General features: G+C 73.4%; 11 protein-coding genes. 8 read left to right on the top strand and 3 right to left on the bottom strand.

The window, feature by feature from the left end; genetic code table 11:
* From AB7J25_RS28100 to AB7J25_RS28070, 7 genes are all read left to right on the top strand, one after another.
* Window positions 1-1,128 (top strand): ATP-binding protein (locus AB7J25_RS28100; protein ID WP_428513932.1); only part of this gene is annotated, 1,128 nt, incomplete at its 5' end.
* Window positions 1,125-2,327 (top strand): DnaB-like helicase N-terminal domain-containing protein, encoded by a 1,203-nt coding sequence (locus tag AB7J25_RS28095; protein ID WP_428513930.1) that lies wholly within the window; start codon window positions 1,125-1,127, stop codon window positions 2,325-2,327. The genes AB7J25_RS28100 and AB7J25_RS28095, both read left to right, overlap by 4 nt.
* On the top strand, window positions 2,324-4,180 hold the full coding sequence (locus tag AB7J25_RS28090; protein ID WP_428513928.1) for a type IV secretory system conjugative DNA transfer family protein: 1,857 nt from the start codon (window positions 2,324-2,326) through the stop codon (window positions 4,178-4,180). Before AB7J25_RS28095 ends, AB7J25_RS28090 begins: the two co-directional genes overlap by 4 nt.
* Complete coding sequence (locus AB7J25_RS28085) at window positions 4,177-5,349, top strand: hypothetical protein (protein WP_428513926.1); 1,173 nt, start codon at window positions 4,177-4,179, stop codon at window positions 5,347-5,349. The genes AB7J25_RS28090 and AB7J25_RS28085 overlap by 4 nt, the downstream gene beginning before the upstream one ends.
* Entirely contained in the window at window positions 5,346-6,314 is a 969-nt protein-coding gene (locus tag AB7J25_RS28080) for an ArdC-like ssDNA-binding domain-containing protein (protein WP_428513924.1), read from the top strand. Before AB7J25_RS28085 ends, AB7J25_RS28080 begins: the two co-directional genes overlap by 4 nt.
* Window positions 6,315-6,520: 206 nt before the next feature.
* Entirely contained in the window at window positions 6,521-6,655 is a 135-nt protein-coding gene (locus AB7J25_RS28075) for a hypothetical protein (RefSeq protein WP_428513922.1), read from the top strand.
* 202 nt (window positions 6,656-6,857) lie between these two features.
* Window positions 6,858-7,073 (top strand): Lsr2 family DNA-binding protein, encoded by a 216-nt coding sequence (locus AB7J25_RS28070; RefSeq protein ID WP_428513920.1) that lies wholly within the window; start codon window positions 6,858-6,860, stop codon window positions 7,071-7,073.
* A gap of 19 nt (window positions 7,074-7,092) precedes the next feature.
* Here the strand turns inward: AB7J25_RS28070 and AB7J25_RS28065 are convergent, their stop codons facing one another.
* The 3 genes from AB7J25_RS28065 to mobF form a co-directional block, all read right to left on the bottom strand.
* Entirely contained in the window at window positions 7,093-7,404 is a 312-nt protein-coding gene (locus tag AB7J25_RS28065) for a thioredoxin family protein (protein WP_428513918.1), read from the bottom strand.
* Between the two features lie 149 nt (window positions 7,405-7,553).
* A complete protein-coding gene (locus tag AB7J25_RS28060) occupies window positions 7,554-7,931 on the bottom strand; it encodes a hypothetical protein (RefSeq protein ID WP_428513916.1) in 378 nt (125 codons plus the stop codon).
* Window positions 7,928-11,248, bottom strand: coding sequence for a MobF family relaxase (gene mobF / locus AB7J25_RS28055; protein ID WP_428513915.1), 3,321 nt, complete (start codon window positions 11,246-11,248; stop codon window positions 7,928-7,930). The genes AB7J25_RS28060 and mobF overlap by 4 nt, the downstream gene beginning before the upstream one ends.
* Between mobF and AB7J25_RS28050 the strand changes: the two genes are divergently transcribed.
* Window positions 11,247-11,429, top strand: a 183-nt coding sequence (locus AB7J25_RS28050) for a hypothetical protein (protein ID WP_428513913.1), incomplete at its 3' end; no start/stop codon positions are given. The genes mobF and AB7J25_RS28050 overlap by 2 nt on opposite strands.

Raw genomic sequence — 11,429 nt, 5'->3', positions numbered from 1 at the left:
GGGGAGCTGACCAACCCGAACATGCTCCTGGCCGGGGTCATCGGTCAGGGCAAGTCCGCGCTGGCCAAGTCCCTCGCGCTGCGCTCGCTCGCCGCCGGGCGGCGCGTCTACGTCCCCGGCGACCCCAAGGGGGAGTGGGCGCCGCTGGCAGACGCCGTCGGCGGCACCGTCATCCGGATCGGCCCGGGCCTGTCGACCCGGCTCAATCCCCTCGACGCACCGCCCGCGTCGCGAGGTTCCATGAACTCGAGCGCGACGGTCCTCGCGGCGGTCGCTGCGACCCTCCTCGGCCGGGACCTCGCCCCCGCCGAGCACACCGCCCTGCACGCCGCACTCGACGCCGTCCGTGCGGACGCCGCCCCGACGCTGCCGCGGCTCGTCGATGCCCTGGCCGACCCGGACCATGGTGCCGTCTCCGCGGACCGCACCACCGTCGCCGCCCGGACCCGCGACGGCGCCGACCTCGTGCATGCGCTGCGCCGCCTGACCCGCGGCGACCTCGCCGGCATGTTCGACGGCCCGTCCACCCACCGTCTCGACCCGTCCGCGCCGATGGTGGTGCTGGATCTGTCCGCGCTCGGATCCGACGACACCGCCCTGGCCATCGCGATGACGTGCGCGTCGGCGTGGCTGGAGCAGTCCCTCACCACTTCTGGCGACCAGCCCGGCCCGCGGTGGGTGGTGTACGACGAGGCGTGGCGGCTGCTGCGCAGCCCCGCGCTGCTGGGGCGGATGCAGGCGCAGTGGAAGCTGTCGCGCGCCTATGGCATCGCGAACCTGCTGATCCTGCACCGCCTGTCCGATCTCGACGCCGTCGCCGCGACCGGGACCGCCGGGCGCGCGATCGCCGACGGATTGCTCGCTGACTGCTCGACCCGCGTCATCTACCGGCAGGAAGCCGACCAGCTCGCTGCTACTGCCCGAGCGCTGGGCCTGTCCATCGCGGAGCGCGAGGTGATCGCGGTGCTGCCGCGCGGCACCGGGCTGTGGAAGCTGCCCGCCCGCTCCCACCTGGTCCACCACCGTCTCCACGTCGACGAGCTCCCCTTGGTGGACACCGACACCGCGATGACGGGCACGGCCACGAACCGCGCTGCACGGGGCACGGCGACGGGAGGCGCGCGATGACGCCCGATCCGATGCGCAGCACCGCTGTCATGTCCGAGGACACGCGCGAGACCGGCGTCGGAGTCCCGGCCGCCGTGCGGCTGGCGGAGCAGGCCACCCTCGGCGCGCTTCTGCTGGCCCCGGACGCGGTCGTCGCCGTGAGCGGATGGCTGCGCGCGGAGGACTTCGCCGACCCCTGGCACCACACCCTCTACGCCACGATCCGCGAGCTCGACGCCGCCCACCAGCGACCCTGCCCGGACGTGGTCGCACAGGCGATGATCAACCGGCACGGCTACCGGATCGCCGACGCCCCGCGCATCCTGGACCTGCTCGCCGCAGTCCCGACCCGCCCCCGCCCCGCCGAGTACGCCGCGGTCGTGCTGGAGGCGTCGCTGCGCCGCCAGGTCGCCTGCCACGGCGTCCTGCTGCAGGCCGCAGCCCTCGCCGCAGCCTTGGACCGCAGCCCTCGGGTGGTGGAGACGGTCACCGCGCAGATCGACGCTGTCGCCGAGTTGGCCCTTACCCGGTGGGCGATCGCCACCCGCGCCACCACCGGCACCGCCGTCGCCGCGCCCGTGTCGCCTCCGTCACCGGTCGGGCTGTTGCCCTCCCTGGTCGGCGCGGACCGGCTCCTGTCCCGACACCCCCTGCCCGACCCCGACGCCGTCGCGGAACGCGAGGCGGACCTGACCGCCTGCCTGGTCACGCACCCCGACTACCTCGCCGCGGTCACTGGCTGGCTGCGACCTGACGCCCTCACCGGCGACACGTGGCGCCCGGTGTACGCAGCGCTGGTGGACCTGCACGACACCGGCGCCCCGATCGACCCCGTCACTGTGGCATGGCGCATCGCCCGCACCGCACCCACCGCCGGACCCGGGCCGAACCCTCGCGACCTCACCGCCATGGTGGAGCACGCCACCATCCTCGACCCCGCATACGCCGCCACCGCGGTCGCCGCCGACCAGCTACGCCTGGCCGCGCACCGCACCGCCACAGCGCTCCGCGCCGAAGCAGGCAATCTCGGCCTGGACCTTCGCGACCTCCTCGACACCACCCTCCTGCACACCCGCGCCCTGCGCCGCGCCGCCGCACCCCTTCACCCCGGTCCGCCCGGCAGCGACGCCGACGACGACCACGTCCCCATCCCGCTGCCCGTCATGCGGCGGCAGCGCGCGGGCACGGCCGGTCGACACCTCGCCGTGGTGCCCCGATGACCCGCCCCCGCGTCGGGGGAACGGGTGCGGGGGCGCGTGTGGGCGGGTGGGACACCACCGACCTCGGCCTGCTCGCCGTCGGCCTCACCCTCGCCGCCGGCGCGCTGCTGTACGCGGGCGCTACCGCGGCCTGCCTGCTCACCGGACGACTGGCCCCCGAGGGCGGGATCCTGCCAGCGCTCGCTGCCGTAGGGCGGCCCGTTGAACCAGCCGGCGCATGGCCGCGACCCGAGCAGCTGCCCGGCCCGATCCCTTACTGGGCCGCCACTCTCGCCGTCCTCGCCTTCGCGGCCACCTCGGGGTTCGTCGCCGTACGGTTCGCGCGGCATCTCCTCGACCGGCATAGCTTCTCTACCAGCCGCGGCCGCCTTGCCCACCTGCCGGGGCTCTCCTCACGTCGCGAACTCACCACCGTCGCCGGCGATCGCGCCCTGCGCACCCGCGCCCGCCACGCCCGCCCCAGCCAACCCGCCACCGCACCCCCCACCGAGCTCGGCTACCTCCTCGGCGCGGCGCACGGCAGCGACCTGTGGTGCTCGGTCGAGGACTCCGCGCTGCTCCTCGGACCGCCCCGAATGGGCAAGGGCCTGCACGTGGTCATCCCCTGGATCCTCGACGCCCCCGGCGCCGTCGTCGCCACCTCCACCCGCCCCGACACCCTCGCCGTCACCCACGACCACCGCGCCGCGCGCGGCCCGGTCGCGGTGTTCGACCCCCAGCGACTCGCCGGCCTCCCCGACGGGCTGCGCTGGTCCCCGGTCCGCGGCTGCCAGCACCCCCGCATCGCCCTCGTCCGCGCCCGCGGCCTCGCCTCGGGCACCGGCATGCACGGATCGGTGTCGGACGCGGACTTCTGGACCGGCCAGACCGAGACCGCACTGCGCTGCCTGCTGCACGCCGCAGCCCTCGACGACCGGCGCGCACTGGACCTGTACCGGTGGTCGCTCAACCCCGTCCTGGCCGAGGACGCCGTCACCGTCCTGACCCGCCACCGCGACGCAGCAGACGGCTGGGCCGACGCCCTCGACGCGATCGTCCACGCCGACCCCCGCACCCGCGACAGCGTCTGGCTCGGCGTCCGCCAAGCCCTCGCCGCCCTCGCCGACCCTCATGTCCTGCGCGCCCTCGACCCCGGACCCGACGACCGGTTCGACCCCGAGGCGTTCCTCACCGACCGCGGCACCCTCTACCTGCTCGCGTCCGCGGTGTCCTCGGGCACCAGCGCACCCCTGGTCGCCGCATTCGTCGAAGACATCACCGAGACCGCCCGCACCCTGGCCGCACGCTCGCCCGGCGCGCGGCTGGACCCGCCGCTGCTGCTCGCCCTCGACGAGATCGCCAACCTCACCCCGCTCCCCTCCCTGCCCTCCCTCATGGCCGAAGGCGGCGGGTCCGGCATCACCACCCTCGCCGTCCTGCAGTCCCTCGCCCAGGCCCGCCACCGCTGGGGCGAGCACGCCGCCGACACCATCTGGGACGCCGCCACCGTCAAGCTCGTCCTGGGCGGACTAGCCAAGATGCGCGACCTCGACGACGTCTCCCGCCTCCTCGGCGACATCGACGAGACCACCCGATCCCAGTCACGTGGCCACGGCGGCGAACGCTCCACCACGACCAGCCTGCGCACCGTTCCCGTCCTGCCGCCCGCGGTCCTGCGGACCCTGCCCTTCGGTTCCGCCGTGCTCCTGCTCCGGCACGCCCGGCCCGCGATTATCGACCTCGCCCCCTGGCCCAGCCGCCCGGACGCCGCCGCGCTCAACGCGGGGCAGCGGCGCATCGAAGCCGCCACCGCCGCTGCAGCCGGCCGTGGGAGCACCGGTCAACTCGCCGCGCGCGATGGAGCGGCACGGTGAAGGCCGGCCTCGCCGCCGCAGCGGCCACCGCCCTCGCCGCGCCCGTCGTCGCGGTACTCGCCGTCCTCGGCGCCGCCGGCACCGCTCTGGCCTGCTTCACCGCCCCCGGGCCCGCTCTGGCAGCCGGCGCACCGGTTCCGGCCCCGGCGCGGGTGTGGATCGCGGCCGTGCAGAACGCCTGCCCCCAGTTGCCGCAGCCGTGGATCGCGGCCGTCATGGCCGCCGACTCCGGCTTCGATCCGGCCCATGCCGGCCCGCGCGGCCGCGGCCTGATCGCGGTGACCGACGCGGACTGGGTCGCGGTCCACGGTGCCGGCTGGAACGCGGACCTCGACGGCGACGGCCTGCCCGATGACTCCGACCCGCTCACCGTCGCCGATGTCGCCGGGCAGATGCTGTGCCAGCTTCTCGACGACCTCGACCAGCCCCTGGGCACGCCCCTGTCTGGGGCGCGTCGCCTGTCGTGGCTGGACACGCTCGCCCTCGCGCACCACTCCGGACCGGGTGTTGTCGCCACCTACCCGCGGATCGACGACTCCGCCAAGACGTACCTCGAAGGCGTTCACGCCGACGCCGTCGCCTGGACCAGCACCACACCCACTGCCACCGCCGCCGGCAGCGCCACCGGTGCCCCATCGCAGGTGGCGCCTTCGGCCCTCGTGGACGCCGCCTGCGCGTCCAGTCTCGCCGACACCGGGACTGTCGTCGTCCCACCCGGCACCCCCACCGACGTGGCAGGCGCGGTCGCCGCCGCGCTCAACCTCGTCGGTGCCCGCTCCGGCTGGTACAACCGCTGCGACCGGCTCGCCTGCCGCGCATACGGCTACGCCAACTCCGGCTACGAGTCCGCCTCCGTGCACTGGACCCGCATGCTCGCCACCGGGCACGCCCGCCCCGGCGACCGCTGCCCCCCGCTCGGCGCGTTCGTCTACTGGGCCACCGGCAGCCCCGCCGGACACGTCGCCCTCGTCGTGCAGGCCGACCCCGGCTGTGACCCTGCACGGATCAAGGTCGTCACCAACGACGCCCTCGACCACGCCACCGGATTCACCGGCGGGGTCTACCTGGTCACGCTCGCCCAGATCGAGACCGGGTTCATGTCCCGAAGCGGGTACCGCGGTTGGTCCGACCCGGTCTGCGCTGGCGCCTTGCAGGTAGGCGCGGCATGACCAGCGCCGCCGACGACGTCGCCCGCGATCAGCGACGCCGCGACCAGCTCGCAGACATCCACGACCGGCTCACCACCGCAGTCGCCGACCTCGCCGGCAGCGACGCCTGGCAGCACATGCTCCATATCGCAGCACACATGCCCTCCTACAGCCTGAACAACATCCTGCTCGTCGCGGTCCAGCGACCCGACGCCACCGCCGTCGCCGGGTACCGAGCCTGGCGCGCCGCAGGACGCCAGGTCCGCAAGGGGGAGAAGGGCATCGCGATCCTCGCCCCTTGCCTCTACAAGCCCGACCAGGCGCAGTCCGAGCCGGCCGACCGTGGCCAGGAGGACGGGCCGCAGGGTGCAGGTGTGCCGCGGGTCCTGCGCGGGTTCCGGGTCGTCCACGTCTTCGACCTCAGCCAGACCGACGGCCCCGACCTCCCCGACGACCCGCAGCTGCTCACCGGACCAGCACCGGACGACCTGTGGGAGCGACTCGCCCAACTCGTGCACGACGACGGGTTCACCCTCGAACGGGGCGACTGCCACGGTGCCAACGGTTACACCGACTACCGCAACCGGCTCGTCCGCGTCCGCGACGACGTAGAGCCCGCCCAAGCGGTCAAGACGCTCGCCCACGAACTCGGGCACATCCGCGCCGACCACGAGAACCGCTTCGCCGACCGGTACCGCACCTCGCCGCGCTGCCGAGGACAGGCCGAGATCGAAGCCGAATCCATCGCCCACATCGTCGCCATCTCAGCCGGCCTCGACACCGGCGCCTACTCCGTCCCCTACCTCGCGGGATGGTCCGGCAACGATCCGACCGCGCTCAGGGCCGCCGCCGCGCGGGTGCTCGACGTGGCGGCAAGCATCAGCGCGCAGCTCGACGGCCGGCGACCTGCAGCGCCTGTCGTCGCATTCGCGGCGGTGGAGACACGCCCGGCTGCCCAGCGCCCGCTACGCGCCATCGCGCGTTGACGCGCACGCCGGCAAGCCCCCGCCGTGACGCATTGCCCGGAGTCGTCGGACCCGACCGGCATGCTGAGCACATGCCACACGCGACTGTCCTCGTCGAACCCGCCACGCCTCGGAGCCTGGCCCGTGTCTCGGACGCCCTTCGTGCGGAGGGATTCGAGGTCAGCGGGTCCGGATACTCCGAGGAGCGGCGGGATCTTACGACCGCGGTGGAACTCGTCGGCGCCTACCTGCTGGTCAAGGCGACCGACAAGGTTGTGGACCGCGCGCTCGACGAGGCGATCGACCGTGTGGCTGCGGCGGTGAAGGCCTCGTGGTCGATCACCGTGCGACGCAGGGACTGACGCACCCATCGCTGTCGTTCTTCCCGATCCGGCTGGGCGTCAGACCCCGTCCGTTCGGTTAGGCCGGCCCTGCGGCTGGTCGATCGGCGCTGCGATTGCTGCCGGGGCCCACCGCGGAGTGCGTCGTGATGTACGCCAGCGTGCCTACGTCGAACCGTGGCATGCTCCACGCCATCAACCACGGGCGCGAGGATGGACATCGATGACGTACGAGCCGAGCGAGGTGCGTGCGTGGGCGCACGAGGCGGGCGAGCAGGTCGCTGAGCGAGGGCGCCTGTCGTACCAGGTCGTGACCGCCTACTTGAAGGCGAACCCGCAGGTTGCTCGAGAGCTCGCGTCCGAGCACGACGTCCCCGTCCCGAGCCGTGGTGCGGTGAGTCTCGCGACGTGCGAGGAGATCGCGTTGCTGGTGCGCTGACCTCCTCGCGAGTGAGCATTCAGGTCTTTCGAGTCAATGCCTGGACGATCTCCTCGACGCTGGGCGCGCCCGACGCCTGCCCGTCGATGCGGTACATGCGGCAGGCGAGCCCTCCAGGGGCCGGTCCGGGCGGCGCCCACGGGTCGACCCCGTCGACGAGGATCGTCGGCGAACCCTTGAAATGCAGCTCCTCCGCCTCGTCGACGGAGGTGATGAGGATGAGGTCGATCGCCTGGTCGGGCTGCCCGATCCGGGCAAGGGCTTCACCGAGCCGAGCCTGCGCCAGCGACCGGTTGGGGCAGTCCCGGATGTAGAGCAGCGACACCTCCATACGACGCAACCTACTGCGCGTCGCGAGAGCCGCCCAGGTGGTGCAGCATCGGCACCGAACCGGGGCATCAGTGGCCGGACGAATGCCGTCGGCCTGCCCCGCCCGCGTTTCCGTCCGCAGGCGAGGCGCCGAATGGGGCGGGCCGCAGCTCATAGGTGCTCACGGTGGTTGTCAGGCCGGCAGCCTGTGCGAGCGACCCAGTCCAGGAGTCGTTGCCGACCGGCGTCGAAGGCGTCGTGCCAGCGCAAGGGCGCGCTGCCGTCGGCGTCGGGTGCGTAGGAGTGCTGCCAGGCGGTGTGGAGCGCGGAGAGCTCCTCGATGAGCTCGCTGTGCAGGGCCCAGCAATGGGGCAGGTGGCGGTGGTCGAGGTGATAGCGGTCGCGCAGCCAGTCGATCCAGTCCTCGAGTTCGGCGAGGGCGTCGTCGGTCTCGTCGGCGCTCAGGGTCGGCCAGGCAAGGGCGAAGGCGGCGAACGGGTCGACCCGCCGGTTCGTCGTGCCCGAACGGTAGGGCTGGTTGGAGGTCATCGCTGTGGTCCTCTCACGGAGCGGTTGGTGGAGCGGGGGGCGTGCGTCCGCGGGTCTTGGTGCGCATCGGCGGCGGGGTAGGGCGGTCGGGTGTCGGCGAGGGTGGCGCGCACGGCATCGCGCTCCCGCTGGCTCGGACCCCTCGTCTGGTCGCGCAATTGCTCGGTGGCAGACCTTTCGCGGCCAGTGGTGGCCAGGATCGTGCGCAGCTGTTCGTGCGCGTCGGGGGAGTGGCGGCCGGGGTCGGGGAGGTGCTCGCATCCGTCTTCGAGTGGGTCGACGGGCACGTAGACGTGGTTGGAGTGCCGGCCACGGGTCAGCCCGACGTACAGCGACTCGCGGGTCATGCCCTCGGTGGCCAGCAGATGGGTGTGGTCGACGGTGAGTCCTTGGGCCCGATGGATGGTGGTGGCGTAGCCGAGCTCGAGGTGGCGGCGCACGTAGTAGGCGGGCACGCGAACACGGTCTTGGCCGTTGCCTTGTGGGCCGGTGCCGGACTGCGCCGCGAGGTCGGCGCTGCCGTCGGCGTGAATGGTCGTGAGAGTCCAGCGGGTGCCGTTGCGGACATGGCCGCCCGCGGTGGTGGCCAGGCGGCGGTCGTTGCGGCGGGTCACGACGAGGTCCCCGGTGCCGGCTTGCAGCCCATCGGCGAGGCGGACGGTGGTCGTATCGTCGACGAGACCGGCGGCGACCCGGTCGGAGCGGGCACGGAGGTTGAGAGCGGCGACAGTCGCGCCATCGGCTGCGAGCAGCAGCGCCGACGCGCCGCCACGGCTGTCGCTCGCCCAGGCGGAGTAGGCAGCGTCGAGGACGTCCAGGGGCCCTCCCTCATGGATGCGCCCGTGACGGTCGTAGGTGGCGAGGGCGCCGGGATGCCCCTCGCGCAGGGCGCGGGTGGCGTGGGCCTCCCACCGGTGGGTGAACCTCCACAGCGACCGCAGCCGGTGCGCGGCACCGGTGGCGGCGAGCAGGCCGAACGCGCCGCCCGCGTCGACGGCGCCGAGCTGGTGGTGGTCGCCGACGAGCAGCAGCTTGGCCCCCGCGGCAGCGGCTTGAGCGGCGAGGTCGTCCAGGGCCAGGGTGCCGGCCAGGGACGCCTCGTCGACGACGAGCAGCGTCCCGGGCCGCAGACGCCACCGGTCCTGCTGCGCGTCGAGTCGGGCCAGCGCGGTGTCGACCCGCCGCACTGTGTGCGCGTCGCCCGCGCTGGTCGCGGCGGTGCGCCGTTCGAGCAGGCCCGCGCGGACGTCCGCGCGTTGCTGGGCGGCGGGGCCGGTGGACTCGTGCAGCCACTTCGCGGTGTTCTCGCACGGCACGCCGAGGGCGTCGGCGAGCTCGTGCGCCGCAGCCGCCGATGGTGCCAGCCCGAGCACCGTGCCGGGGCCGTGCACGTTCTCCCATGCGGTTCGCAGGGCGCGCAGGGTGGTGGTCTTCCCGGTCCCCGCCGGACCGACCAGGACATCCAGGGCCCGCCGCGAGGTGGCGATGCCGATGACGGCGTCGACCTGGTCGCTGGCGAGGCGCACGTGGCGCCCCCCGGGGTGACGGGGTGGCTGGACCGCGACCGCTGCGGTGCGGGCGACCGTCTCGTCCACGCCGGGGCCGAGCTGGTCGTCGGCGGCTGCCAGTAGGCGGGTCTCCGCGTCCAGGATGACCCGGTGGCTGAACCGATCCTCGTCCGGTCGGTCGAACACCGTGGTGCGGTCGGGGCGGCGCCACCCCTCCGGCACGGTCCACCGGTCCGGCGCGGTCAACGGCACGCACCCGTCCAGGGCGGTCGCGGCGACGCGGTCGTGAAGGGCGATCCGCTCCGCCGCGTCCGGAAGCCGCAGACCGCGGGTGGCGCGCGCAGCCTCGGCGAGCAGGTTCCACCGGGTCCAGGTCGAGCGCCGCGCCAGCACCGCGTCCAGGGCTACCGCGGCGAGGTACTCGACGAGGTCGTCGGTGACGCTCGGACGGGCTGTGTGGGTAGGGCGTTGGTGCAGGCGGCTTCGGAGCGTCCCGCCGACTCGTGCCGGGCCGCGCCGGCGTCGGTTGCCAACGGTGGAGGTGTCGTCGCTGGTCAGGTTCTCGTGACGGAGTCCGTGACGGAGTGCCCCGGTGACTCCGTCAGTGTCGTGACGGACTCCGACGCGACGACGACCCATGGCGGCGGTGAACGCCGGTGCTGTCGCGTGCTGGCTGCTCCACGCGGGGGCGAGGAGCGGGTGCGGGGCGAGGCGCAGCAGGCGCCGGGCTCGCTCGCGCCACCATGCCATCAGCTCGGGCAGTGGTCGCATCGTCTTGGCCGGGCGGGTCGCGGTGGTCAACTGCTGGCGCAGCCGGGTCGTCTCGACCCGGTTCGGTCCGCGTCCGTGCTCGGCGTGGAAGTCGACCAGGGCGTCGGTCATCGCGGTGGCGATCGCCGCCGATCGAGTCGAGAACTCGGTGAGCAGATCGTCGGGAACGGCATCGAGCTCGAACGCCGGGGTGCGCCGAGGTCCGCGGTCCCGCCACCCCCACGAGGACCCAACCCCGTGGCTGGTGTTCTGGTCGAGCGCGGTCGTGAGGTTGTCGGCGAGCAGGTTGTCGTAGAGCTCGGACACCGCGACCGCGGCGTGGTGCAGGGCCCGGGAGTCCAACGACCGCCACACCCCGTCGCGGCCCTGGACCTTGTTCGCCACCACGACATGGGTGTGCAGGTTCGGGTCGCCAGTGCGTGTGTCCCAATGATCGAACAGCGCGGCGACCATCCCGCGGGTCGGGACCTGGGCGATCGAGTTGTGCCCGATCCTGGTGAACACCGCCCGGTCCTCCATGAACGCGAGCGCGTCGCGGACCGCGGCCCGATGCGCGGCGACCACGAGAGCCTGAACGTCCGGGTCGGCCAACGCCCACAGTACGCTGGCCGACTTCGGTGCAGTGAACGTGAGATCGAACCCGGCAACTGCGGCCCGCGGCCTTCGCGCGGCCTCCAGCCGGGTGATCGCCTCGACCGCCGCAGCGCGGGCGGAGTCCGTCATCGACTCCGGCAGCGCCACGACGGAGTCGGCGATCCGCTGCGCCTGGCTGCGGAAGGCCAAGTAGGGGCGGCCCAGCGGCGTCCCGCTGGTGGGGTGCTGGCCTTGGCCGTAGAGACGGGCCATGCCTTCCTCGGTCACGTTCGCGCCGGGTGTGATCCCGAGGCCGGCAAGTCCGGCGCCGTACCAGGTGCCGGGTGGATAGCCCGACGCCGTGTAGTACGCCGTCAACGGCGTCGAAGGGTCTCGTTGCACATCACCGCACGCGGTGTGCCGCAACAGGTACTGGTACCCCGCGCCCGCGGACATGCGCGCCATGGACATCACGATTCAGCACCACCACGAGCGCGCCGCGCGAGATCATCCACACCACAAGATGCGCGGCATCCGATGTCGACAGCGCGTCGTCAGCGGCCGTCCGCTCCTTGGAGCCAGAGGAGTGGATGCTGCCGATCTTGATCGGTTCGCCGTGGTGGTGAGAATGGGCGGGTCACTCGGC

The organism is Pseudonocardia sp. (assembly GCF_050246655.1).
Lineage (GTDB): Bacteria > Actinomycetota > Actinomycetes > Mycobacteriales > Pseudonocardiaceae > Pseudonocardia.
This window is presented reverse-complemented; position numbering and strand designations above follow the sequence as displayed.

Excerpts from the sequence above, each read along its gene's own strand:
- AB7J25_RS28095 (WP_428513930.1), top strand. The coding sequence starts at position 1,125 with ATGACGCCCGATCCGATGCGCAGCACCGCTGTCATGTCCGAGGACACG.
- AB7J25_RS28090 (WP_428513928.1), top strand. The coding sequence starts at position 2,324 with ATGACCCGCCCCCGCGTCGGGGGAACGGGTGCGGGGGCGCGTGTGGGC.
- AB7J25_RS28080 (WP_428513924.1), top strand. The coding sequence starts at position 5,346 with ATGACCAGCGCCGCCGACGACGTCGCCCGCGATCAGCGACGCCGCGAC.
- AB7J25_RS28070 (WP_428513920.1), top strand. The coding sequence starts at position 6,858 with ATGACGTACGAGCCGAGCGAGGTGCGTGCGTGGGCGCACGAGGCGGGC.
- AB7J25_RS28065 (WP_428513918.1), bottom strand. The coding sequence starts at position 7,404 with ATGGAGGTGTCGCTGCTCTACATCCGGGACTGCCCCAACCGGTCGCTG.
- AB7J25_RS28060 (WP_428513916.1), bottom strand. The coding sequence starts at position 7,931 with ATGACCTCCAACCAGCCCTACCGTTCGGGCACGACGAACCGGCGGGTC.
- mobF (WP_428513915.1), bottom strand. The coding sequence starts at position 11,248 with ATGGCGCGCATGTCCGCGGGCGCGGGGTACCAGTACCTGTTGCGGCAC.